The sequence below is a fragment of the Georgenia sp. Z1491 genome (genome assembly GCF_057652395.1).
Genome location: NZ_CM172729.1, coordinates 1,483,628 through 1,508,519, shown reverse-complemented (window position 1 = coordinate 1,508,519; position 24,892 = coordinate 1,483,628). Strand labels below are relative to the sequence as shown.

Annotated in this window: 24 protein-coding genes and 1 other RNA gene; 8 read left to right on the top strand and 17 right to left on the bottom strand. The window is 72.3% G+C overall.

All coding sequences use genetic code 11. The annotated features are described in order from the left end of the window. Window positions 1-51: 51 nt before the first annotated feature. The gene (locus AC24HA_RS07060) at window positions 52-336 is read right to left on the bottom strand and encodes an HU family DNA-binding protein (RefSeq protein WP_425708152.1); all 285 of its coding nucleotides are present in this window, start codon (window positions 334-336) and stop codon (window positions 52-54) included. Window positions 337-532: 196 nt separating this feature from the next. Continuing rightward, window positions 533-1,807 carry an NAD(P)/FAD-dependent oxidoreductase gene (locus AC24HA_RS07055; protein ID WP_425708153.1) on the bottom strand — a complete coding sequence of 425 codons (1,275 nt, stop codon included), beginning with the start codon at window positions 1,805-1,807 and terminating at the stop codon, window positions 533-535. 71 nt (window positions 1,808-1,878) lie between these two features. Here AC24HA_RS07055 and AC24HA_RS07050 point away from each other — a divergent pair, with 71 nt between their 5' ends. The 5 genes from AC24HA_RS07050 (at window position 1,879) to AC24HA_RS07030 (ending at window position 7,191) form a co-directional block, all read left to right on the top strand. Then, entirely contained in the window at window positions 1,879-2,589 is a 711-nt protein-coding gene (locus AC24HA_RS07050; RefSeq protein ID WP_425708154.1) for a response regulator transcription factor, read from the top strand. 10 nt (window positions 2,590-2,599) lie between these two features. After that, complete coding sequence (locus AC24HA_RS07045; RefSeq protein WP_425708155.1) at window positions 2,600-4,273, top strand: N-acyl-D-amino-acid deacylase family protein; 1,674 nt, start codon at window positions 2,600-2,602, stop codon at window positions 4,271-4,273. After that, entirely contained in the window at window positions 4,270-5,694 is a 1,425-nt protein-coding gene (locus AC24HA_RS07040; RefSeq protein ID WP_425708156.1) for an SLC13 family permease, read from the top strand. The genes AC24HA_RS07045 and AC24HA_RS07040 overlap by 4 nt, the downstream gene beginning before the upstream one ends. Next, the gene (locus AC24HA_RS07035; protein WP_425708157.1) at window positions 5,691-6,536 is read left to right on the top strand and encodes a serine hydrolase; all 846 of its coding nucleotides are present in this window, start codon (window positions 5,691-5,693) and stop codon (window positions 6,534-6,536) included. Before AC24HA_RS07040 ends, AC24HA_RS07035 begins: the two co-directional genes overlap by 4 nt. Window positions 6,537-6,762: 226 nt before the next feature. After that, on the top strand, window positions 6,763-7,191 hold the full coding sequence (locus AC24HA_RS07030) for a VOC family protein (RefSeq protein ID WP_425708158.1): 429 nt from the start codon (window positions 6,763-6,765) through the stop codon (window positions 7,189-7,191). An 18-nt stretch (window positions 7,192-7,209) separates the two neighbouring features. Here AC24HA_RS07030 and AC24HA_RS07025 read toward each other — a convergent pair whose 3' ends face one another. From AC24HA_RS07025 to AC24HA_RS07005, 5 genes are all read right to left on the bottom strand, one after another. Beyond that, window positions 7,210-8,376: a mandelate racemase/muconate lactonizing enzyme family protein gene (locus AC24HA_RS07025; RefSeq protein ID WP_425708159.1), complete on the bottom strand. Its 1,167-nt coding sequence runs from the start codon at window positions 8,374-8,376 to the stop codon at window positions 7,210-7,212. A gap of 90 nt (window positions 8,377-8,466) precedes the next feature. Next, window positions 8,467-8,937: a tripartite tricarboxylate transporter TctB family protein gene (locus tag AC24HA_RS07020; protein ID WP_425708160.1), complete on the bottom strand. Its 471-nt coding sequence runs from the start codon at window positions 8,935-8,937 to the stop codon at window positions 8,467-8,469. A gap of 1 nt (window position 8,938) precedes the next feature. Then, window positions 8,939-10,600, bottom strand: coding sequence for a tripartite tricarboxylate transporter permease (locus tag AC24HA_RS07015; protein WP_425708161.1), 1,662 nt, complete (start codon window positions 10,598-10,600; stop codon window positions 8,939-8,941). A 25-nt stretch (window positions 10,601-10,625) separates the two neighbouring features. Next, on the bottom strand, window positions 10,626-11,594 hold the full coding sequence (locus AC24HA_RS07010) for a tripartite tricarboxylate transporter substrate binding protein (RefSeq protein ID WP_425708162.1): 969 nt from the start codon (window positions 11,592-11,594) through the stop codon (window positions 10,626-10,628). A gap of 117 nt (window positions 11,595-11,711) precedes the next feature. Continuing rightward, window positions 11,712-12,833, bottom strand: coding sequence for a tartrate dehydrogenase (locus AC24HA_RS07005; RefSeq protein ID WP_425708163.1), 1,122 nt, complete (start codon window positions 12,831-12,833; stop codon window positions 11,712-11,714). 197 nt (window positions 12,834-13,030) lie between these two features. Between AC24HA_RS07005 and AC24HA_RS07000 the strand changes: the two genes are divergently transcribed. Continuing rightward, window positions 13,031-13,915, top strand: coding sequence for a LysR family transcriptional regulator (locus AC24HA_RS07000; protein ID WP_425708164.1), 885 nt, complete (start codon window positions 13,031-13,033; stop codon window positions 13,913-13,915). A 263-nt stretch (window positions 13,916-14,178) separates the two neighbouring features. After that, the gene (locus AC24HA_RS06995) at window positions 14,179-14,451 is read left to right on the top strand and encodes a hypothetical protein (RefSeq protein WP_425708165.1); all 273 of its coding nucleotides are present in this window, start codon (window positions 14,179-14,181) and stop codon (window positions 14,449-14,451) included. A 160-nt stretch (window positions 14,452-14,611) separates the two neighbouring features. On the opposite strand, the gene AC24HA_RS06990 is transcribed toward AC24HA_RS06995, so the two are convergent. From AC24HA_RS06990 to AC24HA_RS06970, 5 genes are read right to left on the bottom strand one after another with little or no spacing between them, the layout of a single operon-like run. Continuing rightward, the gene (locus AC24HA_RS06990) at window positions 14,612-16,036 is read right to left on the bottom strand and encodes a TRAP transporter large permease (RefSeq protein WP_425708166.1); all 1,425 of its coding nucleotides are present in this window, start codon (window positions 16,034-16,036) and stop codon (window positions 14,612-14,614) included. Next, window positions 16,033-16,638, bottom strand: coding sequence for a TRAP transporter small permease (locus tag AC24HA_RS06985; RefSeq protein WP_425708167.1), 606 nt, complete (start codon window positions 16,636-16,638; stop codon window positions 16,033-16,035). Before AC24HA_RS06985 ends, AC24HA_RS06990 begins: the two co-directional genes overlap by 4 nt. Further along, on the bottom strand, window positions 16,635-17,738 hold the full coding sequence (locus AC24HA_RS06980) for a C4-dicarboxylate TRAP transporter substrate-binding protein (protein ID WP_425708168.1): 1,104 nt from the start codon (window positions 17,736-17,738) through the stop codon (window positions 16,635-16,637). The genes AC24HA_RS06985 and AC24HA_RS06980 overlap by 4 nt, the downstream gene beginning before the upstream one ends. Then, entirely contained in the window at window positions 17,735-18,538 is an 804-nt protein-coding gene (locus AC24HA_RS06975; protein WP_425708169.1) for a carbon-nitrogen hydrolase family protein, read from the bottom strand. The genes AC24HA_RS06980 and AC24HA_RS06975 overlap by 4 nt, the downstream gene beginning before the upstream one ends. Window position 18,539: 1 nt before the next feature. Then, window positions 18,540-19,298, bottom strand: a complete 759-nt coding sequence (locus AC24HA_RS06970; protein ID WP_425708170.1) for an HpcH/HpaI aldolase family protein — start codon at window positions 19,296-19,298, stop codon at window positions 18,540-18,542. A gap of 108 nt (window positions 19,299-19,406) precedes the next feature. On the opposite strand from AC24HA_RS06970, the gene AC24HA_RS06965 reads away from it, so the two are divergent. Next, window positions 19,407-20,093, top strand: coding sequence for a GntR family transcriptional regulator (locus AC24HA_RS06965; protein ID WP_425708171.1), 687 nt, complete (start codon window positions 19,407-19,409; stop codon window positions 20,091-20,093). A gap of 204 nt (window positions 20,094-20,297) precedes the next feature. On the opposite strand, the gene ssrA is transcribed toward AC24HA_RS06965, so the two are convergent. The 5 genes from ssrA to ftsE form a co-directional block, all read right to left on the bottom strand. Further along, window positions 20,298-20,666: a transfer-messenger RNA gene (ssrA, locus tag AC24HA_RS06960) on the bottom strand. A gap of 150 nt (window positions 20,667-20,816) precedes the next feature. Continuing rightward, complete coding sequence (smpB, locus tag AC24HA_RS06955; protein WP_463649215.1) at window positions 20,817-21,335, bottom strand: SsrA-binding protein SmpB; 519 nt, start codon at window positions 21,333-21,335, stop codon at window positions 20,817-20,819. Window positions 21,336-21,546: 211 nt separating this feature from the next. Beyond that, entirely contained in the window at window positions 21,547-23,070 is a 1,524-nt protein-coding gene (locus AC24HA_RS06950; RefSeq protein ID WP_425708172.1) for a peptidoglycan DD-metalloendopeptidase family protein, read from the bottom strand. 7 nt (window positions 23,071-23,077) lie between these two features. Next, window positions 23,078-23,992 (bottom strand): permease-like cell division protein FtsX, encoded by a 915-nt coding sequence (gene ftsX / locus AC24HA_RS06945; protein WP_425708173.1) that lies wholly within the window; start codon window positions 23,990-23,992, stop codon window positions 23,078-23,080. Continuing rightward, complete coding sequence (gene ftsE, locus AC24HA_RS06940) at window positions 23,989-24,732, bottom strand: cell division ATP-binding protein FtsE (protein WP_425708174.1); 744 nt, start codon at window positions 24,730-24,732, stop codon at window positions 23,989-23,991. The genes ftsX and ftsE overlap by 4 nt, the downstream gene beginning before the upstream one ends. Window positions 24,733-24,892 lie beyond the last annotated feature (160 nt).

Below are 24,892 nucleotides of genomic sequence, written 5' to 3'. Positions count from 1 at the left end.
GACGACGGGCGGGCGGCGGCAGCCACCACCCGCCCGTCGCGGAGCCCGAGGTCACTTCGAGGAGACGGCGTCCTTGAGCTTGGAGCCGGCCGAGACCTTGACGCCGTAGCCGGCGGGGATCTCGATGGCCTCGCCCGTGCGCGGGTTGCGGCCGGTGCGGGCCGCGCGCTCGACGCGCTCGACCGAGAGCAGGCCCGTGACCTTGACGGGGTCGCCGGCCTTGAGCGACTCGATGAGGACGTCCTGGAAGGCGCCCAGGGCGGAGTCGGCCTGAGCCTTCGTCAGGGAGGCGCGCTCAGCGATGGCGGCCACGAGCTCGGTGCGGTTGACGGACATGTAATCCCTCTCGTCGTACGTGGTGAGCGCCCGGTGGAGCGCAGTGCGACGAGACTACGCACAGATCTGGCCCCATGCGTGCTTCGGCAGGCAGAAATCGGCGGTGTGGCGCCGATTCATCGGCCAGTCGCGTCACGTGGACACCATGAGTCACACCCGCAACAGGGGTGCGGGGCGCGGCACGCCGCGTCCCGGGTCATGCCGCCCGGCCGGGGGCCAGGCCGCGGGTGAACCGGTCCGGCGACAGACCCGGCACGGGGTGAGGGGCGGAGCCGTCCACGTGCCCGGCCACGAGCTCGGCGGTGACGGGCGCGAGCACGAGCCCCCACATCCCGTGCCCGACGGCGAGGACGAGGCCGTCCGCCGCCGCCGACGGGCCGATGGCCGGCAGGCCGTCGGCCAGGACGGGCCTCTCCCCCGCCCACGTGTCGACGACCACGCGGCCCGTGAGCGCGGGGACGGCCCGCGCGGCGACCCGGACGAGGTCGGCCGCGCGACGACGGTCGAGGGGACGTCCCTCCGCGCCGAGCTCGAGGTACCCCGACACCCGGACCCGGTCCTGCATGGGGGTGACGACCACACGGTGCTCGACGAGCCGGACGGCCACGGCGGGGTCGCCCGGTCCGCGGGCGAGATCGACGACGTACCCGCGACCGCCGCGCAGCGGCAGCCGCAGGCCGGCATCCCGGGCGATCGCCGCACTCCCGAGTCCCGCGGCGACGACGACGTGGCGCGCGATGAGCGGCCCGCGGTCCGTCCGCACCCCGACGACCGCGCCGCGGGCGACGTCGAGCCCGGTCGCGCGGGTCCCGAACCGCACCTCGCCGCCGTTGTCGCGCAACGAGGAGAGCATCGACCGGACGAACCCGCGACTCTCCGTCACGGCCTCGTGCGGATGCAGGTCTCCGCCGACGACCGGGCCCAGTGCGGGCTCGAGCGCGCGCAGCTCGGCCCCGGACAGAGCGGACGCCACGCCGCGCCGGGCGCGCCCGGCGCCGGTGAGCCGGACGTCGACCGACCCGGTCCGCGACCAGGAGTCGTTGAGCCCCGAGCGGTGCAGCTCCTCGTGGAGCTCGGCGCTGCGGTGCGCGAGCCGGCCGAGCTCCTGCGCGGTGGCCGCGACGCGCCCGGACGCGGCCGCGGCGAGGAGGCGCGTCGCCCACCCGGCGAGGCTCGGGTCGGGGTGCACGCGGACCGCCGGGGGGCGGCGACCGAGCTGCCGGGCGGCGTCCCGCAGGGCGCCCGGCGTCGACAGGGGCCCGACGTGGGCGGGGGCCAGCAGGGCGGCGTTGGCGTAGCTGCAGCCCCCTCCGACATCGTCCGACGCATCGAGCACGACGACCGAACGGCCGCCCGCCGCGAGGTGCCGCGCGACGGTCGACCCGACCACACCGGCGCCGACCACGACGACGTCATGGGTCCCGCCTCCTGCCGCCGCGGTATGAGAACCTGACTCGTCCGGATCCGTCATGGAGCGACGGTAGGTAGGCCCTCCCGGGCGCGGGATCACCCCGTCGGGAGGAGCGCAGGGAGGAGATGGGCGTGGACGGGCGAACCCGGGTGCTGCTCGTCGACGACCATCCGGTCGTCCTGTGGGGCATCAAGAGCCTGCTCATGCACCGGCCGGACATGGAGATCGTCGGCGAGGCCGGCTCGGCGGCGGAGTCGCTGCGCGCGGCCGGCCGCCTGGGCCCCGACGTCGTCCTCCTGCCGGCACGTCTCGGCGGGGAGTTCATCGGGATCGACCTGGGCCGTCGGCTGCGTGCCGTGTGCGACGCGCGGCTCGTGCTCTACACGGCCTTCAGCGAGGACGTCCCCACCGCCGGCCTGGTGCGGTCGGGTGAGGTGACGGTCATCCCCAAGACGACGGACGGACCGGCGCTCGTCGAGGCCCTGCGCACCGTCTCGGGCGCGGCCGGCGGACCGGGCGCGGCCGGCGGACCAGGCGCGGCCGGCGGTGCCGGGGCCGCGCGGCCGGCCGCGGCCTCCTCCCTCGGGAACGAGGCCCGGCTCACCGAGCGCGAGCGGGAGGTCCTCGGTCTGCTCCTCGAGCACCGGACGAACCCCGAGATCGCCGCCGAGCTCTTCCTCGAGGTCTCCACCGTCAAGACGCACGTCCGCAACGTCCTGCGCAAGCTGGGCCTGCCCACGCGCAGGGCGCTGTTCACGGACGCCCGGGGCCCGGCGGACCGAGGCGCCGGCGCCCTGTCTCCTCCCTCCGGGGGGATGCTGACCGGTCGGGCTCGTCCCTAGGGTCGCTCCGATGAGTCTCAGCGAGGAGATGTCCGAGGTCGATCTGCTGCTCGTGGGTGCCACTCTCGCCGACGGCACCGGTGCGCCCCTGCGTGCCGGCACGGTGGGGGTCGACGACGGCCGCGTCGTTCTCCTGCTGCGCCCGGACGCGCCCGAGCCGCCGGCCCGCGAGCGGATCGACCTCACCGGGCTCGTCCTTGCTCCCGGCTTCGTCGACATCCACTCCCACGCGGACTTCTCGCTGTGGGGCTCGCCGGCCGCCACCACCGTCCTCACGCAGGGCGTGACCACGCTGGTGTCCGGCAACTGCGGCTGGTCGCCGTTCCCGCACGACGGCGGCCCGGACCTGCCCTCGGCGTCGTCGTTCTTCTCCCCCGAGGTCCCCTGGGACGCGACCGGTCCCGGCTCCTTCGCCCGGACGGTGCAGGAGCGCGGGACCGGCGTCGGTCTCGCGCTGCAGGTCGGCCACTCCGCGCTCCGGCTCGCCGCCGTCGGCCCGAACGACCGCCCGGCCACCGTGAGCGAGATCGACGTCATGCGCGGCCTCCTCGCCGACGCCGCGGCCCAGGGGGCCCGCGGCTACTCGACTGGGCTGACCTACGCCCCGTGCTCCTTCGCGACGACGCAGGAGCTCGTGGCCGTCGCCGAGGTCGCGGCCGAGCTCGGGCTCACGTACTCCACGCACGTGCGGAACGAGGCGGGCTCGCTGCTCGAGGCGGTGGACGAGGCGCTGGCGATCACCCGGGCCACCGGGGTGCGCACGCAGATCTCCCACCTCAAGGCCCTGGGTGCCGCGAACCACGGACGGGTCCACGAGGCGATCGCCCTCATCGAGGCGGCGGTCGACGAGGGCTTCGACGTCGGCTTCGACGTCTACCCCTACACCGCTTCCTCGACGACGCTGACGAGCCGCCTGCCCGCCTGGGCGATGGCGGCCGGGGTCGACGGACTGCTCGAGATTCTTTCCGACGACCGGCGCCGCAGCGAACTGAGCGACCAGCTCGACGCCGGCGCCCAGCCGCTCTTCGAGCCGGACCGGCTGGTCGTCGCCGCGGTCGGCGGGCGGGACGCGGCGGGAGGCGACCAGGGGCCGGCCGGAGTGGTCGGCCGGTCGCTGTCCGACGTCGCCCGGGACAGGGGCACCACGCCGGGCCGGGCGGCCGCCGAGCTGCTCCGTCGGGGATCCGGTGCGGTCACCGTCGTCGCCCACGCGATGGCCGAGGCCGACGTCGAGGCCGTGCTCACGCATCCGCTGTGCGCCGTCGCCTCCGACGGGTGGGTGCTGCGCGCCCGGGGTGCGGGTCATCCCCACCCGCGCAACTTCGGGACCTTCCCGCGCGTGCTCGGCCGGTACGTGCGCGAGCGCGGTCTGCTCGACCTGCCCGAGGCCGTGCGGCGGATGACCTCGCTGCCGGCCTCACGCTTCGCCCTGGCCGATCGCGGCGTCCTCGGGGTCGGTGCGCGCGCCGACCTCGTGGCGTTCGACCCGAGGACGATCGCGGACCGCTCGACGTTCGAGGAGCCGTGGGAGCTCTCGGACGGCGTCGAGCACGTCTGGGTCGGCGGTCGCCCCGCCGTGGTGGGCGGCCGGGTCACCGACTCCCGCCACGGCACCGTGATCACCGACCGGCCGCCTCGACCGACCGCTTCCGACCACGTCCCGACCTCACGGAGGAACCGATGAGTCACCCTGTCCCTGCCTCCGACGAGAGGCTCGAGCACGGGGCGTCGGCCCTGCGTCAGCGCATCGGGATGGTCGTCGCCCTCGGCGGGCTCGTCACCGCCGTGGTGGTCGCCCTGACCGTGGACGGCCAGCTCGGCATGTGGGGCCTGTTCCCCGTCGTGGTGTACGCCGTGCTCGTCCTCCTCGAGCTCAACGTCGTCCTGTCGACGGCGATCGCCCTGCTCGTCGCGCTCGTCATGTCCCGGACCACGCCGGTCGAGGCGGGCACCCTGATGTCCGAGTCGCTCGGGTCGTTCATCGCCGTCGTCGGGCTCATCATCATGCTCGGCGGCGGCCTCGGCGCCGTCGCCTCGGAGACCGGGGCGGCCCGCACGCTCGTCGCCGTCCTGCTCCGCAGAGTGGGCATGAGCACCCCGGGGCGCGCGCAGGTCGGCATCATGCTCGCCTCGACGGTCCTCGTCGGCGCGCTGGGCACGCTCGCGGGCGCCAACGCCATCCTCGCGCCGCTGGTCATCCCCGTGGCGGCGGCCGCGAGCCGGTCCCGGCCGGCCGTGGCGATCATGCTGCACACGGCCGGTGCGGCGGGCCTCGTCATCGGGCCGTACACGCCGCCGGTGGTCTCGATCATGCGCGCCGCGGAGATCAGCTACGTCGACTACCTCCTGCACGCCGGTCTGCCGATGGCGGTCGTGGTGTGGGGCGTCGGGTTCGTCATGGCGCGCGTGATCCATCGCCGCACCGCCGGCGACCAGTACGAGGAGGAGGTCGCCGCCCGCTCCGAGCTCGACCGCCCCTCGACGGCGAGCGAGAAGCGCGCCGCACTCGCCTTCATCGGCACGATCCTCGTGATGACGGCGCTCGGCATCTGGTTGGAGCCCGGCTTCACCTGGGCGATCGTCACCATGCTCGTCACTACCGTGACCACGGCGCTGGCCGCGGGACTGGCCGCCCCCAGGGTGATGGACGCGTTCTTCCGCGGTGCCGGCAGCCTCGTCTGGCTGTTCCTGCTGTTCTGGCTGTTCAACCCGCTGCTCGTCGTCATGGAGGGCTCCGGGGCGTACGAGAGCATGCTCTCCGCGCTCGAGCCCACCCTCGAGAGCGTCGGCCCGTGGGGCTTCCTCATGCTCGTGCTCGTCGTCGGCTGGATCGGCATCGCCGGGGCCGCCGTGGCGCAGGTCGTCCTCATCAACCAGCTGTTCGCGCCGCTGGCCATGTCGCTGGGTATCCCGCCGGGGCTGTGGGCGGCCGCGCTGCTGGGCGGCAGCCAGATCGACTGGTTCGGCCCGTTCCCCAACGCCGACATGATCGCGCAGATGGGCCTCGCCCGGTCGTCCAACCTCAAGATGATGCTCATCAACGGCTGGACCGTCATGGCGGCCACGCTGGTGATGTTCGCGGCGCTGTTCCTGCTCGTGCTGTGACCGGCCGTCCACGCGCGGCGCCGGACGCGCTCGAGCCGGCGCTGGCCGAGCTCGCCGAGCGCTCCCCGGGGACCTGGTCGTTCGCGGTCTCCACGGCGGCCTGGGAGGCCGGCGCGCGCGCCGACGACGCCGTGCCGGCCGCCAGCACCGTCAAGACTGTGCTGGCGGTGGCCGTCCTGCGCGAGGTCGACGCCGGGCGGCTCGACCTGGGGCAGCGGCTGACGGTCCCGGAGGTCCGTACCGGGGGGTCCGGGACGCTGCGGCTGCTGGGGTCGGTCGAGGCGCTCACGCTGGGCGAGACGCTCACGCTCTGCCTCGCCGTCAGCGACAACACCGCCACCAACATGCTCATCGACCTGCTCGGCCTGGACGCGTTGGGCGAGCACGTCGCGGCCCTGGGGCTGCGCACCACCGCGCTGCGCCGGCGGATGATGGATGCGGCCGCCGCGCGTGAGGGTCGGGACAACGTCGCGTCCGCGGGCGAGCTCGCGGTGCTCTACCGGCGCGTCGGGGCGGGCGAGCTCCTCACGCGTCGCTCGACGCAGGTGCTGCTGACGATCCTGGCCGAGCAGACGGCGAACGACCGGATACCGGCGGGCGTCCCACCCGGTGTCGAGGTGCTGCACAAGCCCGGTGAGCTGCCGGGGCTGCGCCACGACGCCGGGCTGCTGCGGATCGGCGGCCAGGAGATCGGCTTCGCCGCCCTCGGCTCCGACCTGCCCGACGCCGGGGCGTCGACCCTCGTGTCGGGCGAGGCTGCGCGCGTGATCGCCGAGGCCGCGCGCCTGACGGTCCGCCACGTGCGGCAGGGCTGGGCCGTCGGCGATCGACCCGCGGGGTGAGCGCGAACGAGCCCGCCTGGTCACTGCCCGCGGGGCGGGCCGGCTCCCGCGCGCAGGGCACCCGCCCACACGGGCGGACCGGAGCCGGCCCGCCGGGGTTCCCGGTGTCGGTGACCGGCGCTAGCGTGTGAGGCGTCGACCGCGCATCGGTCGACGGGTGCCTGCGACGCCGTGGGCGCCGGACAACGAGTCGCCCGCCGGGCGGCGTCGCACGGGAGGAACCCGTATGACCGTCACACTCGTCCCCTACCTCAACTTCCAGGGCACCGCGGCCGAGGCCATGGAGCACTACCGGTCCGTGCTCGGCGGCGAGCTCGAGGTGGACACGCACGCCTCGTTCGCGCAGAGCACCGGAGGCGAGCTCATGGTTCCCCCGGAGCAGGCGGACCTCGTCATGCACGCCCAGCTGACCACCCCGTTCGGCTTCCAGGTCATGGCCGCGGACGTCCCCGCCGACATGCCGCACACGCCCGGCAGCAGCGTCCAGATCTCCCTGGTCGGGGACGCCGAGGACAAGGAGGCGCTGACCGCTGCGTTCCACGCGCTCGCGGAGGGCGGCGAGGCCACGCAGCCGCTCGAGGAGGCGCCGTGGGGCGCCTCGTTCGGGATGGTCACCGACAGGTACGGCATCGGCTGGATGTTCAACATCGGCTGACCGCAGGCCCGGGCCGGCTCAGCCCGCCAGGTCCGCCATCAGCTCGAACAGGTCGGACTTGCCCTCGAACCCGATGCCGGGCAGCTCGGGCAGCGTGACCTTCCCGTCGACGACCCGGGCCCCGTCGGGGAACCCGCCGAACGGCTGGAACAGGTCGGGGTAGGACTCGTTGCCTCCCAGGCCGAGCCCGGCCGCGATGCTCAGCGACATCTGGTGACCGCCGTGCGGGATGCAGCGCCGGGGGGACCAGTCGTGCTCGCGCAGCATCTCGAGGATGCGCAGGTACTCGACGAGCCCATAGCTCAGGGCACAGTCGAACTGCAGCCAGTCGCGGTCGCGTCGCATCCCGCCGTACCTGATGAGGTTGCGCGCGTCCTGGGCGGAGAAGAGGTTCTCGCCCGTGGCCATCGCCCCCCGGTAGGCCTGGGAGAGCTGCGCCTGGAGCTCGAAGTCGAGCGGGTCCCCCGGCTCCTCGTACCAGAACAGGTCGTAGTCGCTCAGCGCCTCCCCGTACCGCAGCGCGGTCTCCAGGTCGAAGCGTCCGTTCGCGTCGACGGCGAGGGTGGCGCGCCCCGCGATGACCTCGTGGATGGCGTCGATCCGCCGCAGGTCGGTGTCCAGGTCGGCGCCGCCGATCTTCTTCTTCACGACGGTGTACCCGCGGTCGAGGTAGCCGCGCATCTCGTCCTGCAGCGCACGCAGGTCCTGACCGGGGTAGTAGTAGCCCCCGGCCGCGTAGACGAAGACGTCGCGGTCCGGCGTCCCGTCGCCGTACCGGTCGGCGAGGAGCTGGTAGAGCGGCACGCCCGCGATCTTGGCGACCGCGTCCCACACCGCCATGTCGATGGTCCCGACGGCGACGGACCGCTCACCGTGGCCGCCCGGCTTCTCGTTGGACATCATGGCGTCCCACACGGCCGACGGGTCGAGGTTCTCCCCGGTCTCGTCCAGAAGCGAGGCCGGGTCGGCCTCGAGCACGCGGGGGATGAACCGCTCACGCATCATCGAGCCCTGCCCGTACCGCCCGTTGGAGTTGAAGCCGAACCCGACGACCGGGCGGCTGTCGCGCACGACGTCGGTGACAACGGCGACGAGGCTCAGGGTCATCCTGCTGAAGTCGATGTAGGCGTTGCGGATGGGCGAGCTGATCGGGAACGTGCGCTCGCGGATCTCGACGATCCTCATGGATGGGCTTCCTCTCGGTGGGGACGGGCGTCCGGGGCGGGTGCGGGCGGGACGACGCCCGCCCCGCGCGGGACGTCGTCGTGCTCGGTCTCAGAGGCCCAGGACGGGCAGCCGGATGTACAGGAACTCGGCGAACAGGTAGTTGAAGACGACCAGGAGCACCACCGCGACGGCGACGTCGAGGACGACGCCCTTCCAGGTGGGGCGCTCCTTGCGCATAAGGAACGCGGTGAGGACGAAGAACACGATGCCGCCGACCACGTACCCCAGGAAGGGCAGCGAGAGCACCCAGCCCGAGAGCACCGCGACGGCGACGAGCAGCCGGAGCACCGGAAGCCGCTCGAGGTCCTGGTCGTCTCCGCCGCTCACGTCCTTGCCGAGGAGACCGAGGACGACGAGGACGAGTCCCAGCACGCCCAGGACGAGGATGATCGGGTCGGGGAACGTTCCCCCGTAGGGCGTCGTGTAGCTGCGCTGGCTCCAGAAGACGCCGGCGACGGCGACGACGAGGGCACCGACGAGGATGTTGACCTTGGACGAGGCCGTGAGAACGCGTGCCATGTCAGTCCCTTCCGCCTCGGTGCTCGGCCTGGCCACGGTCGGTGGTGGCCCCGTCGTGGTCGTTGGCAGCGTGAGCGTCGGACACCACCGTGTCGTCGTCGGCCAGTGCCGACGCCTTCTCCGCCTCGTGCGCCTCGGTCAGCTCGGACTCCAGGTCCGTGGCCGTCCCGCGCCTCTTCCGAATGCCCTGGATCACGGGCCAGAGCAGCGAGATCACGGTCATCGCGATGAGCACGATGCTGATCGGGCGGGTGAAGAAGGACAGCCACGGGGTCGCGTCGCCCTGCGACGTCAGCAGGCCCTGGACGAGACCGGTCTCCGCGATCGTGCCGAGGATCAGTCCCAGCACGATCGGTGCGGAGCTGATCCCGACGAGCCCAAGGAGGTACGCCAGCACGCCGAGGACGAGCATGATGACGACGTCGACGACCGACGAGCGGACGGCGAACGCACCGACGATGGTCAGCACCATGATCCCGGGCGCGAGGTAGCGGGCAGGAAGCGCGAGCACGCCGCGCTGCAGGCCGCGGCCGGCGATGAGCCCGACGGGCACCATCATGATCGCGGAGACCGCGAGCGCGACGATGAGGGTGCCGACGAGGTCGCCCGAGGTCTCGAAGAGCTCGGCGCCGGGGCGGAGCCCGTGCAGCAGCAGGACTCCGAGGATGATCGCGTCCGGCGGCGTGCCCGGCACACCGATCGTCAACGTGGGGATGAGGCCGGCGCCGACGGTGGCGTTGTTCGCGGACTCGGCGGCGACGACGCCCTCGACCTCGCCCTTGCCGTAGTTCTCCTTGACCTTCGAGGCTCGCTTTGCCTCGCTGTAGGCGACGAGGTTGGCCACGCTGCCCCCGGCCCCGGGCAGGATGCCGACGACGGTGCCGATGACGGCCGAGCGGATGGCGTTGAACGGCTTGCCGACGGTCTGGCCGATCATCCGCCAGACGCTGTCGCGCTCCTTCGGTGCCAGCTCCATCTCCGCCTCGCGGCCCTTGCGGGCGATGAGCTTGATGACCTCGGGGATGGTGAAGAGGCCGACCATCGCCGGCACCAGCGGGACACCGCCCTGGAGCATCGGCTCGCCGAAGGTGAAGCGGACGTCGCCGCCGACGGGCGCGATCCCGATGGTCGCCAGGAGCAGTCCGATGGCACCGCCGATGACCCCCTTGAGGATCGAGCCGGTCGACATGCTGACGATGATCGTCAGACCGAAGATGGCGACCCAGAAGTACTCCTGGGGGCCGAACCGCAGCGAGAAGTCCGCCAGCGGCGGGGCGAGGAAGATGAGCGCGACGACGCCGACGATGCCGCCCACGAGCGAACCCATGGTGGCGGCGACGACCGCGAGCTCGCTCTTGCCCTTCTTCGTCATCTTGTAGCCCTCGAACGCGGTCGCGACGGACGACGGCGTGCCGGGGGCGTTGACGAGGATCGCGGTGAACGAGCCGCCGTAGATGGCCCCCATGTAGAAGGCCCCGAGCAGGACCATCGCGTTCGTCGGGTCCATCGTGAACGTGAAGGGGACCAGGAGCGCCAGTCCCATCGTGGCGCTCAGTCCTGGCATGGCGCCGATCGCCATGCCGCCCGCCGTGCCGACGAGCACGAGGAGCAGCGTGGACGGCGCGAGGTTCGCCAGGAGTCCCTGGCCGAGCATCTCCAGCATGGTCTCTGCTCTCAGCCGCCGGTGGTCAGAGCAGGCCGAGACGCTCGAACAGGTCGGTGTAGACCTCGCGGCGCTCGTCGATGAGCTCCCGGGCCTCGTCCGGCCCGATGTTCTCGAGCACGAACCCCTGCTGCTCGAACTGGGAGACGAGCTCCTCGTCCTCGTTGACCTCCTCGAAGGCAGCGACGAGCTGGTCGATGATCTCCTGCGGCGTCTCGGGCGGGACGGCGACACCACGGTAGGCGCCGTCGGCAAGGTCGACGTCATTCTCGATGAAGGTCTCGTACTCCTCCCACTGCGGGAGGCGCTCCTCCGTCGCGACGGCGAGGACGCGGACCTGGTCGCCGAGCTGGTCGATCATCGGCGTGTAGGTCATGAGCGCGTCGACGTGGCCGCCGAGGAGCGCCGGGGTCGCCGCGCCGGTCCCAGAGAACGGGGTGTAGGTCGTCTCGATGCCCGCCTCGTCGTTGAGCAGGAGGGTGCCGACGTGGTTGGCGCTGTAGTCGCCCGACCCGCCGATCGACAGGGTGCCGGGGTTCGCCTGGGCCTCCTCGACGAAGTCCGCGAAGGTCTCGATCTCGCTGTCGGCGCTGACCATGAGCACGTTCGGCGTGCTCTGGAAGAAGTAGACGTGCTCGAGGTCGTCGGTCTCGTAGCCGGCGTCGTCGCGCATCATCGGCTGGAGGATGATGTGCGGGATGTTGTGGCCCATCACGGTGTAGCCGTCCGGCGCGGTGCGGGTGAGCTCGGACCACGCGAGCGCGCCGCCGCCGCCGGGCTGGTTGGAGACGGTGATGTCGACCCCGAGGGCCTCCGCCAGGGGGTTCTGCTGGAGGCGCGCGGTGATGTCGGACTCGCCGCCGGCGTCGAAGGCGACGACGTAGTCGATCGGCTGCTCGGGGTAGTCGGCGGCATCGCCGCCGCCACCGCCGCAGGCGGCCAGCAGGAGCGCGCCGGCCAGGAGCGGCGCCGCGGTCTTCGTCGGTCGGTTCATCTCTCGTCCTCCGTTGGATCGTGTCGTGCGAACCGGGTACGTGCGTCGTGCGCGTGGCGGCGACGCGGTGGGCGCGTCGTCGCCGGATGGTCGGCCGGGGCGGGCCCGGCCAGCCGGTCAGCGGGCGGCGGTTCCTGCACCGGCCCGGGCGGTCGCGGCGTCGCCGGCGGAGCGCAGCTCGGCGAGCAGCGCGGACGTGACGTCGGCTGTGCCCGAGGTGCCGCCGAGGTCGGGGGTGAGCACGCCGGAGCCCGTCACGGCGTCGACGGCGGCCCGCACCGCGTCGCCGGCGTCCGTCAGGCCGAGGTGGTCGAGCATGAGCGCACCGCTGAGCACCGCGCCGATGGGGTTGGCGACCCCGGTCCCGGCGATGTCGGGCGCCGACCCGTGGACCGGCTCGAACATCGACGGGAAGCGGCGGTCGGGGTCGAGGTTGGCGCTGCTGGCCAGCCCGAGGCTGCCGGCGAGCGCGCTGCCGAGGTCGGAGAGGATGTCGGCGTTGAGGTTGGAGGCGACGACCACCGAGAGCTCCTCAGGACGCAGGACGAACTTCGCCGCCATCGCGTCGACGAGCACGCTCTCGGTCTCCACGTCCGGGTAGTCGGCGGCGACCCGGCGGAACACGTCGTCCCACAGGACCATGCCGTACTGCTGTGCGTTGGACTTGGTCACACTCGCGACCTTCTTGCGGTCCCGCGTGCGGGCGAGGTCGAACGCGAAGCGCATGATGCGCTCACAGCCGGACTCGGTGAACAGCGAGCTCTGCACGGCGACCTCGCCGCCGTCGCGGGCCGAGAAGTTCCGGCCCCCGATGCCCGCGTACTCCCCCTCGCTGTTCTCCCGGACCACGACCCAGTCCAGGGGCGTGGTGTCGGCCTTGCGCAAGGGGCTGGTGATCCCGGGGTGGAACACGACCGGCCGGACGTTCGCCCACTGGTCGAACCCCTGGCAGATGGCGAGCCGCAGGCCCCACAGGCTCACGTGGTCCGGGACGCCGGGCCAGCCGACGGCGCCGAAGTAGATCGCGTCGTGCTCCCTGAGCCGCTCGAGGCCGTCGGCCGCCATCATCGTGCCGTGCTCGGCGTAGTACTCGGAGCCCCACGGGTACTCGGTCCACGTCAGGTCCGCGTCCCCGCCGGTCGCGGCGACGGCCTCCTCGAGGACCTGCCGGCCGACCTCGACCACCTCACGCCCCACCCCGTCGGCAGGGATGACGGCAATGCTCAACGACTTCGTCACGACACGCTCCTGTGCGGCTGCGGCTGTGCGCTGCGTCCTCGCAGCGACCCGGACAGTGAAGCGCGTGGCAGCGCAGCGCGTCCAAGACGAGTTGCGGATCATTCAGATAGGCAGCAGCTATCGTCCCAGCGAATCGTGGCCGTTCAGACCGAGCAGGATCGGCGCTCTGATAGGTCGCGCCTCGGTATCGTCCCGTCATGGACGCCCGACAGCTCGAGTACTTCCTCGCCGTGGTCGACGAGGGCGGGGTGCACCCGGCCGCCGAGAAGCTCTTCGTCGCGCAGCCGTCCGTGTCGCAGTCGATCAAGAACCTGGAGCGCAGCCTGGGGACGGACCTGTTCACGCGCACGGGCCGCTCGCTCCGGCTCACCGCCGCGGGCGAGGCGCTCGTCTCCCCCGCCCGGCAGGTGCTGCACTGGCTCGCGCTGTCGCGCGCCAACGTCGAGGCGGTCTCCGGGCTGCGCCAGGGGCGCCTCGTCATCACGACGATGCCGTCGCAGGCGGTCGACCCGCTCCCGGCGGTGCTCGACGCCTTCACGCGCCGGTACCCGCTCGTCGAGATCGTCATCCGAGCGGCCGGCACGCCGTCGACGGTGAGCACACTCGTGCTGTCCGGGACCGTCGAGGTCGGGGTCGCGGCCACGACGACGCCGATCGACTCCGGCAGCCTCACCCTCGTGCCCGTCACGCACCAGGGCTTCATCGTCGTCGCCCCGCGCGACAGCAGCCTGCCCGCGGGCCGGGCGCTGACCTACGCCGACCTCGAGGGGCTCCGCCTCATCGCCGGCCAGGAGGGGACGGGGATGCGCAAGGTCGCCGACGAGGTCGTCGCGACCAACCGCTCGACGTCCGTCGCGATCGAGTCCGAGCACCGCGAGGCCATCCTGCCGATGGTGCTCGCGGGGACGGGGACCGCGATCATGGCCGAGGGCTGGCGCTCGCTCGCCCGCCACGCCGGCCTCCAGGTCAACGACCTGCGCACCGAGGTCGGGCTGACGGTGGTCGCCATGCACCGGTCGGGCGAGCTGAGCCCCGCCGCCTCGGCGTTCGTCGACGTCTTCCGGTCCGCCGGGTCGCTCTGAGCGGTCGGCGGAAAAAGACGCGACACACCCGTGGCCACCCTCGTAGCGTGAGCGGCATGACGCAGCACTAGAGGACGCGCACGGGACGAGGCCACGTGACGCGCGAGACGACACGGGAGCCGCCCCTGCTCCTCGACGTCGGGCATGCCTGCCCGACGGGGCGATCACCCACGACCGGGCGCTCGAGCACTGCCCGAGCACGCCCCTGACGCACGCACACCCGACGGGCGCTCCCGCGCGCCCACCACCGCGAAGGACACCCCATGCCCATCCCCAGCACCCTCGACCCACCCCTGATCGGCACCGCCGTCCGGGACGCCGGTGTCGACGAGCCGATCCTCGTGATCCGTAAGGAGCACGGCGCCACGGTCACCACCCCCGAGGTGCACGCGCCGACGGCCATCCCGCGCAGCGGAACCCTCGCCGTCGTCCGACGCCTCCTCGGCCACGACGTCGGCGACGATCTCGACGCGAGCACGGGCTACGAGCGCGCCGAGCTCGGCCGGCACCTGCTCGCCGCCGGACTCCTCCGGTGAGGCGGACGGGCCGCCGAGCGGGAGACTCGCACCCTCCTGGCTCGTCGGCACGCACGCGAAGGATCCCGAACCGTTCGGTTCGGGATCCTTCGTCGTCCGGGCGGTCACGGGGTCGGCCGACGCGATCTCGACCGCGCCGCCTCCCTGGTGGCCGCCGCCGTCAGGCGTTGCCCATCTCGGGCAGGAACGTGACGATGTCCGGCACGAGGATGAGGATCGCGACCACCACGATGTCCGCCACGATGAACGGAACGATCCCGCGGAAGACCCGCCCGAGCCCGGCCTCCGGCACGGAGCCGGCGTAGACGAAGGCGTTCATGCCGACCGGCGGCGTGATGAGGGCCATCTCGGCCACCTTGACCACGAGGATCCCGAGCCAGATGCCGTCGAACCCGTACTCGGTGAGGATCGGGTGCAGCAGCGGGGCCGCGACGAGGATCATCGACACGCCGTCGAGGAACATGCCCAGCGGAAGCAGGATGAGCAGGCACAGGACGAGCACCAGGTAGGGCGCGAGGTCGGCGGAGACCACGGCGTCCACCAGGGCGCTGCTCGCGCCGGACAGGGCGAGGAAGTAGGTGAACACCCCGGCCCCGGCCATGAGCAGGAACGTCATGGCGGTGAGCCCGACGGCCTCCGTCACCGACTCCTTGAGCACCGTCATCCACCGCGGCGGCCGCGTGCGGATCAGCAGGATGATCAGGGCCGCCGTCGCGCCGAAGGACGCCGCCTCGGTCGGGGTCGCGATACCGGCGTAGATCGAGCCGATGGAGACGAGAAAGATCACCGCGAGATAGGCGACCCCCGCCCGGTCGGGCCTGGTGACCGGCGCCGGCCGGGCGCCGTCCGTCCCGGCCACGTCCGTCCCGGCGCCGTCCGTGGCCGGACGCGCGGCCTCGCCGTCGGCCGCGGCACTCCCGGTGGACCCGCCGACGGCCGCCGCGGCGGCGGGGGCCCGGGCGGCGCGCCGCCGCTCGCGCACGACGAGGAGCACGATCGTGATCCCGTAGACGAGGATCGTCAGCAGGCCCGGTCCGATGCCGGCCAGCAGGAGCTGCCCGATGCTCTCCTCGGTGACGACCCCGTAGAGGACGAGGACGATCGACGGCGGGATGAGCACCCCCAGCGTGCCGCCCGCGCTCACCACTCCGGCGGCGAGCTTGATGCCGTGCCCGGCCTTGACGATCGCGTCGGTGGAGACCCGGGCCATGGTCGCGACGGTGGCGACGCTCGACCCGGTGACCGCGGCGAACATGCCGGACCCGGCGAGCGAGGCCAGGGCCGACCCGCCCGGGAACCGGCCGAGCATGCGGGAGGCACCGTCGAAGCCCGCGGCGGCGAGCCGGCCGTGCACCGCGAAGACACCCATGAGCATGAACAGCGGGATGATCGTCAGCGAGTAGTCGGCCGAGGTGGAGAACGGCTGGCTGGCGACCGTGCTCACCGCGGCGTCGGTCGTGCGCAGCATGACGACGCCGACCATGCCGGCGAGCATGAGCGAGAGCCCGACGTGGAACCTGACGGCGAGCAGCGCCAGGAAGACGACCAGCACGGAGGCCAGTGCGAAGAGATTCTCGGCGCTCATCGCGCACCTCCGTCGGTGGTCGTGGTGGCGGTGGTCGTGGTGGTCTGCGCGGTGCCGAGCAGGCTCTCGTCGACCGTCTGGTCCGCCCACGAGGGGGCGAGCTCCTCGCCGCGGCGCAGCCGCCGGACGTCGAGCACCGTCGACCACACGGCCGTGACGAAGAACAGGGCGAAGGACACGACGAGCGCCAGCTTCGCCGGCCACGTGGGCAGGCGGAGGATGTCGTTGGTGGTCTCACCCCGGCCGTGGGCGCTGAGGAGCTGCTCGGTCAGGCCCCACGTGAGGACGGCGCCGAGCAGCACGAGGAGCACGCACCGCGTGAGCGCCATGGCCACCCGGGCGCCCTGCGGCAGCCGGGCCTCGACGAGGTCGACGTCGACGTGGCGGCCGTCGACCTGGGCGGCCGCGAGCCCGAGGAAGGCGACGCCGACGAGCAGCATCGTCGAGATGTCGACCGTGCCCACGATCGACCGGTCGAACACGGACCGCCCGACGACGTCGGCGACCGTGAGCAGGGCGAGCACCAGGAGCAGCGCGCCGGCGAGGAGGCTGAGGACCTGGGCGAAGCCGGTGATCGGGCGGGGCAGGCGGGGCGCGGTCACGAGGCCTGCTCCATGCACTGGTGGAGGGGGTCGACGTAGGTGGACGTCGCGGTCTCCTCCTCGATGATCTGCCGGTAGGTGTCGAGCACGGCACCGGCGTCGTACCCGCGGTCGTCGTAACGGGCGATCCAGTCCTCGTCCGCCGCGGCGGACTCGCGCCAGGCGTCGACGTCCTCGTCCGGGAGGGACGAGAACTCGGTGTCGTTCGCCTGCAGGTCGGCGCACGCCTCGTCGCCGAGCACGCCCATCTCCTCCAGCCCCGTGTCGACGGCGTTCCCCGAGGCCGTGAGGATCGCGTCCTGGTACTCCGCCGGCATCGAGTCGAAGAGCTCCTCGTTGACGACGACGATCGAGGAGGCGTACACCCCGATGCCGGGGTCGAGGATGTGCGGCGTGACGTCGGACAGGCCGAACGTGGGCAGGCTGGCGAGGGCCAGCGACGTGTACCCGTCGATGACGCCGCGCTCCATCGACTCGTACACGTCGGTGGCGGTCATGGCGACGGGGTTGGCACCGGCCGCCAGCAGCACCCCGGCGGTGAGGCCACCGGCGCGGATGCTCCGGCCCGCGAGCTCGTCCAGGGACTCCACCGGTTCGTTGACACCGACGACCGCACTGGCGAGCGGGAGGGGGAAGAGCTGGCGGACGCCCTGCCGGTCGAAGTCCTCCCGGTAGATCGGGTCCTCCTCGTACATCCGCTCGATGGTGCGCATGTGCACCTCAGGGTTCTCCGTCTCGAACGGGAGCTCGACGACGGTGAACATCGACAGGTCGGAAGCGGCGTACAGCGATCCGACCTGCGCGAGGTCGGCCCGACCGTCGAGGGTGGCCTGGACCGACTCGTCGGCCCCGACCAGGCTCTCCGAGTAGTGGAACTCCACCCGGACTCCCCCGTCGGTGAGCTCCTCGACCTCGTCCGCCCACCGCTGGACGGTCAGGCTCTGGTCCGAGGTCGCGTTGGAGTAGGTCGTGTAGTGCAGGACGAACTCCTCGCCCTCCTCCGCGGAGGTGCCGCAGGCGGCGAGCCCGAGGCTTGCCGCCGTCGCGGCGCACGCGAGCGCCGCGACCGACCGACGGTGCCGCGTGCGACCCGACGTCATCGCTCTCCTCGCGGGACGACGGCGTACCGGCGCAGCTCGAGCGCGGGGTTGACCGTGCGCACGTGGGCGAGCCGGTCCGGGTCGAGCTCGGCGACGGCGACGCCCGCGGCCTCGCCGACGCCCGCGACCGCGATTCCCATCGGGTCGAGGACGACGCTGTTGCCGGCGCCGGTCGGCGCGCACTGGTCGGCCGCGACCACGTAGGCGGTGTTCTCGATCGCCCGGGCACGCAGCAGCGTGTTCCAGTGGTACTCCTTGAGGGGGCCGGGAACCCACTCGGCCGGCAGCGCGAGGACGTCCGCCCCGGCGTCGACGAGGGTCCGACTCACCTCGGGGAACCGGAGGTCGTAGCAGGTCTGCATCCCCACGGTGAAGCCGTCGACCTCGAGGAGCTGCGGCGCGGCGGGGCTCGCCGCGTCGACCCGGTCGGACTCCTTGTAGCCGAAGGCGTCGTAGAGGTGGACCTTGCGGTAGACGGCCGCGACCCGACCGCCCTGGAGCCCGACGAGCGTGTTGTGGATGCGGCCGTCCCCGGCGGGCTCGTTGACGCCGGCGACGATCGTCAGGTCGAGCTCGGCGCCCAGCTCGGCGAGCCTGCGCACGGTCGGCCCGTCGAGGGGCTCGGCGCTCTCGACGAACCGGTGGTCCATGGCCGGGACGGTGAAGACGGCGTACTCGGGGAGCACGACGAGCCGCGCGCCGCGGGCGGCGGCCGCACGGAGGTGCGACTCGATCTCGGCCAGGTTGGCGTCCTTGTCGTTGCCGGGTGCGAGCTGCACCACGGCTGCCGTGAGCGTCATGTCAGGCGTCCTTCCCGCGCGACTCGATCTCGAGCAGCGCGTCCCTCGTCGTCGTGAAGCCGTTCAGCATGGCCCCGTACTGCATGACGGCCACGATCGTGTCTGCGTTTTCCTCGACCGCGAGCTCCTGCTCGGCGCGGCTCCAGGCGGGCAGGACCCACGGCTTGCCGGCGGCCTGCGCGGCCCTGGCGACGGTGCGGACGTCGTCGAGGTCCTCGGCCTGGACCGAGTAGGCCCCGCGGTCCCGGCGCAGCGAGAGGTCGGACGGGCCGACGAAGACGCCGTCGACGACGGGAAGGGCGAGGATGTCCTCGATCGCGTCGAACGCGGAGGCGTCCTCGATCATCGGGTAGCAAGCCGTGCCGGTGTCCTGGTCGCTCACCCACTGGTCGGTGAAGCCGCGGTAGGAGGAGGTCCGGCCGCCGGCGAAGGAGCGGTCTCCCAGCGGCGGGAACTTGGCGAAGCCGCAGATCTCGGCCGCGTGCTCGGCGGACTCGATGTGCGGGATCGCGACGGCGTGCGCGCCGAAGTCCAGCGCCTGCTGGATGGGCCCGCGCTCGGGACCGAGCACCTTGGCGATCACGCGCATGCCGGTGGCCCGGATGAACGGGATCAGCGAGTCGAGCGCGGCGAGGTCGAACAGGCCGTGCTCGATGTCGAGCACGATCGTGTCGTACCCCGCGATGCGGGCCATCTCCACCGCGGCGGTGGACGGCTCGGTCAGCCAGACCGCGTGACGGGACTGCGTTCGGGAGTTCATCTTCCTCCTTCGTCGGAGGTGCCCGGAGAGCAGCGGTGGCCACCGGGAACCATGTGCACGCCATGTATACACGGCGTGCATCCAACGTGCAACGCTATGCTCTCGGGCATGAGTCGGACTGCGAGGGAGCCCGCGAAGGAGCCCCGACGTCGCTCCCCGCGTACCCGTCCGGCCGGCGACCGGGCCTACGACTGGATCGTCGAGGCCATCCTCACCGGCGAGTTCGCCGAGGGTGAGTTCGTCGAGGAGGTCGCGCTCGCGGAGCAGGTGGGGACGTCCCGGACCCCGGTGCGCGAGGCGCTCCAACGGCTCCAGGCCGAGCGGTACGTCGACCTGGTCCCCCGGCGCGGCGCGCAGGTGCGGATGGTCAACGCGCGGGAGATGGGCGAGATCTACCAGGCCCGCTTCGTGGTCGAGTCGCACGTGGTGGCGAACATCTGCGAGCGACGGCGCGGGGCACCGCCCGAGCTGGGCGCGGTCGCGGACGAGATGGACCTAGCCGCCGCGGAGCTGCGCTGGCACGACTCGGCCCGCCTGGACCAGGAGTTCCACCAGCAGCTCGTCCGGTGGAACGGCAACGACGTCCTCACCCAGATGTACGAGTCGCTCCGGTCGCGGCAGATCCGCCTCGCGCTGCGGACGATCACGACGGCGCCGCAGCGCTACGAGACGATCTCCCGCGAGCACCGCGAGCTCATCTCGGCCCTGGAGGACCACGACGGGGAGCGCGCCTCACGGCTGATCGCGGTCCACCTGCGCGAGGTGCCGGAGCTGGTGCAGGCCTTCGGGAGCTGACCAGCGGTGGGGTGGCCGGCGAGCGGCGGGGTGGCCGGCGAGCGCCCCGGGTGGGCCTGATACGGGCCTGACCCAGGTGCCTTGTCGGGAGGCGACGGCGGAGCGTCACACGCGGACCCCGCACGACGGCCACCCCGACCTCTCCGCGCCAGGGCAACGAGAAGCCCGGACCCTCGCGGGCCCGGGCTTCTCGCTCAGGGATGTCTGTGGAGATGGCGGGAATCGAACCCGCGTCCGACGGCGTGAGAACAGGACTTCTCCGGGTGCAGTCCGCTAGCAGATTTTCTCGGCCCCAGCAGTCACGCGGACAAGCTGCTGACAGGCCCAGTCAACTGAGTGTTCCCGCAGCCCCGCTGACGAGGGCTACGAGCAGTGGCTCTCTAGATGACGCCAGGAACCGGGACGAGAGCAGGCCCGGGCTGACGGACTTCGAGGCTCGCTCAGGCGGCGAGGGCGAAGTCGGTGCGCTTGGAATCGGCACCTATTGGTTTGCAGAGGGCGTTAAAGAGATAACTCTGCATCCTCTACCCGCTTCTCCTGGAAGCACGACCATCGTCGAAACCGATCATCCCCTGTTGAGTTGTGCTGCGCCGCGGTCCGGTCCCCCGGGTTGCCGCGGTGCGACTGTCCATCATACGTGCCCAACGTAGTCCGGCGCGAGGCTATTCCTCGCGACCCGTGCCACCGCGTCCGTGGGCGCGCGACCCGCGCCTCCGCCCGCGGTCAGCCGTGGTTGCGCAGGCTCATCGCGCGCCGGGCCTCCATCTCGTCCTGGCGCTCGCGGAGGGTCTGGCGCTTGTCGTACTCCTGCTTGCCGCGGGCGAGCGCGATCGAGACCTTCGCCTTGCCGCCGATGAAGTACAGCTCGAGCGGGACCACGGTGTGTCCCTTCTCCCGCGAGGCCACCGCCCACTTGGCGATCTGCTCCTTGTGGAGCAGCAGCTTGCGCCTGCGCCGCGGCGCGTGGTTCGTCCACGTGCCCTGGGCGTACTCGGGGATGTGGACGTCGCGCAGCCAGGCCTCGCCGCGGTCGAACTCCACCCAGCCGTCCACGAGGGAGGCGCGGCCGGCGCGCATGGCCTTGACCTCGGTCCCCCACAGCGACAGCCCCGCCTCGAGGACCTCGTCCAGGTGGTAGTCGTGGCGTGCCTTCTTGTTGCGCGCCACGATCTTCTTGGCGTCCGCCTCGGCCTTGGCGCGTTCCGCCTGGGTCGGCTTGGCCGCCCTGCTCATCCTGCTCATGACCGACCTCCGTCCGTCTCGTCCCCGCCGCCGGCCGTGTGCCCGACGCGGTGTCTGCCGGCCCGCGGACGGGATGCCGTCAGGGCCGAGGACCAATCCTAGCGGGACGTGTCCAGCCCGATTCCGGACCCGGCACGGCCTCGGCGGTCCGCTCCCCCGCGCTCGCTGGAGGACCTTCCTCGGGTCGCTCGGAGGACGTGCATCGGGTCGGTCAGAGGACGTTCATCGGGTCGGTCATCTGTCCGTCGAGCCACAGCTCGAGGTGCACGTGGCAGCCGGTGACCATGCCGGTCTGGCCGGTGGAACCGATCGCCTGTCCCTGGCTGACGGACTGTCCGGGCGACACGGCGAAGGACGAGAGGTGGTTGTAGATCGACACGGTCGAGCGCCCGTCGACGATCCCGTGGTTGATGATCACCTGGTTCCCGCTCGTGCCCGTGGCCCCGGAGGGGTTCGTGGCGGAGACGGTGCCTCCGGCGATGGCCACCTGCGTGTTGCCGCAGGCGCTGCGGAAGTCCACGCCGGGGTGGATCGACCATGCCCCCGTGATCGGGTAGATGCGCGGCCCGTACGGCGAGGTGATGACGAGCGGCCGCGGCACCGGCGGGATGAACGTCGCGCTGCTCTCGGGCGGAGGCTCCGGGGACGGCGCGGGCGGAGGCTCCGGGGACGGCGCGGGCGGCGGCGTGGGGGTCGGCGCCGGGGCCGCCGGGGGCGGAGCGACCGGGTTGGCCTCCATCTCGGCCTGCTCGCGGGCGATACGGTCCGCGCGCTCCTGCGCCTCCCGTTCGCGGCGCGCCTCCTCGGCGGCCTCACGCTCGCGCTGCTCGCGCTCGAGACGCTCGCGCTCGAGACGACGGTTCTCCTCGTCGATCGCCGCGATCTGCTGCTGGGTGGTGAGGCTGGACCGGCCGATCGCGTTGATCTCGGCGTTCAGGTCCTCCTCGCGCCCCTCGAGCTCCTCGACCAGGTCGGCCTGCAGCGCCTCCAGGTCCTCGACCTCGGCCAGCGCCGCCTCCTGCTGGCCGCGGAGCTCGTCGGCGGCGGCGACCGCCTCGACGGCCTCGTCGTTGAGGTCGTCGACGCGCTGCGTGAGCGTGTCCTGCCGGAGCCGCTGGTTGCGGTTGGTCGCGTTCTCCTCGGCCACCCGGTCGAGGAGTCCGGTCTGCGTGCGCACGGCGGTGCTGACGACCGAGTAGGAACCGATGAAGTCCTCGGCGGAGGACGCCTCGGTGATGAGCGCGAGCGTCGATGGCGCCGTGTCGCCACGATAGGTCGACCGGGCGAGCTCCCCCAGCGCATCCTGCGTCTCTTCCGAGGCGGCCTCGCCGTCGGCGATCTCGGCCTCCAGGTCCGCAAGGTCGGACTCGGCGACCCCGAGACGTCCCTCGACCTGCTCCTGGTGCCGGTCCGCGGCCGCCAGGTCCTCCTCGGCCACGCGCAGCGCCTCCTGCGCGACCGGGATCTGCTCCCGGGTGAGCTGGAGGTCGACCAGCGTGGTGGACAGCTCGGCGGACACGCCCTCGAGGTCGTGCTCGAGCTCCTCGCGCCGCTCCTCGTTGTCCGCGAGCCGCTCGACGAGCTCGTCGCGGCTGGGGTCGTCGTCGTCGGCGACGGCACCGGGGCCGACGAGCGTGCCGGCGAGAGCGACGGTCGCCACGAGCGCCGCCCGGGCGCGCAGCCGGGTCGTCCACGAGCGCCCGGGGGCTCGGCGGGTGCGGGGATGCGTCGGCATGGAGGACCTAGACCTTCGTGTAACGGGCGAGCGAGACGACTGAGGACAGGCCTGCCACCAGCACGGCGGCAAGGACGAGAACCGGGGCGACTCTCCACACGTCGGACGTCGTGACGAATGGTACCCACGGGGCGGACGGAGCGAGCCATCCTTCGACGCCGTACCGCACCGCGGCCAGGAGGCCGCCGACGGACAGGACGGACCCGAGGAGGGCCGCGATCGCGCCCTCGAGCATGAACGGTGCCTGGATCACCCAGTTGGAGGCACCCACGAGCCGCATGATGCCGGTCTCGCGGCGCCGGGACAGGGCGGAGAGCCTGATCGTGGTGGTGATGAGCAGGACGGCGGCGACGGCCATGACGCCGGCCATGCCCAGCGCGACCGCGGTGGACCGGTTGAGGATGACGAACAGGGGCTCGAGCTGCTCGCGCTGATCGACGACGATGTCCACGCCGGCGCGTCCCTCGAGCTCGTCGGCCACGATCCGGAACTGCTCGGGATCCTCCAGCCGGACCCGGTAGGAGACCTGCATCTGGTCGGCCGTCACCTGGCGCGACCAGGCCGAGTCCTCGAGGCGCTCCCGGAAGTTCTCGTACGCCTCCTCCTTGGTCTCGAGGAAGACCTCGGCGACGTACGGCGCGAGGTCGGAGGACTCGAGAAGGTTCCCGACGGCGTCGATCTCCTCCTCGGTGGCCTCGCCCGCGGCGCAGGCCGGGTTCTCCGACGACGTGGGACACATGAAGACTGCCACCTCGACGCGCTCGTACCAGTCGTCCTTCAGCCGGTCGACCTGGGTCTGCAGCAGCAGGCCGGCGCCGACGAAGACGAGCGACACGAAGGTGACGAGGACGACGGCGACCGTCATGGCGACGTTGCGGCGGATCCCCTGGGAGACCTGGCCGAGGATGAACCGCAGCCTCATCGCGCCACCTCGGCCTCGTCCTCGGTGCGGCCGGCGGCACGACGGGCCGCAGCGACGACGGCGAGGTAGGCGCCGCCGGCCTCGTCGCGCACCACGCGACCGTCGACGAGCTCGACGACGCGGCGGCGGGCACGGTCGACCAGATCGTCGTCGTGGGTGGCCATGACGACCGTGGTGCCGGTGGAGTTGATGCGGGTGAGGAGCTCCATGATCCCGCCGGACGTGTCCGGGTCGAGGTTGCCGGTGGGCTCGTCGGCCAGCAGGACCTGGGGCCGGTTGACCATGGCGCGGGCGATCGTCACGCGCTGCTGCTCGCCGCCCGAGAGCTCGTGCGGGAGCCGCTTCTCCTTACCGGTGAGGCCGACGAGGTCGAGGGTCTGGGGCACCACGGTGAGGATCTGGTGGCGGGGACGACCGGTCACCTGCATGGTGATGGCGACGTTGTCGAACACCGACTTGCCCGGCAGGAGCCGGTAGTCCTGGAAGACCATGCCGATCTGCCGGCGGTGCCGGGGCATGCGGAACCGGGAGAGCCGAGCGAGGTCGTGGCCGAGCCCGTACACCGTTCCGGAGGTGGCACGCTCCTCGCGCAGCACGAGCCGCAGGAAGGTGGACTTGCCGGATCCGGAGGCGCCGACGAGGAAGACGAACTCGCCCCGCTCGATCTCCAGGGTCACCTCGTCGAGCGCGGGACGTGCGCCCCGCTTGTAGACCTTGGAGACGTTGTCGAGTCGGATCACAGCTGCGGTGGCCAGTCTCGGGGGCGGGGAAGGTGGAACCTGGCCGGTTGGATGCTACGTCGCCGCCGGTCACGGGGTGCGCACGCCACGCCGCCCCGACACCGGATCGCTGCGCTCGTCGTCACCTGCCCGTGTCCCGACGGCCCGGAGGGCTCCCGTC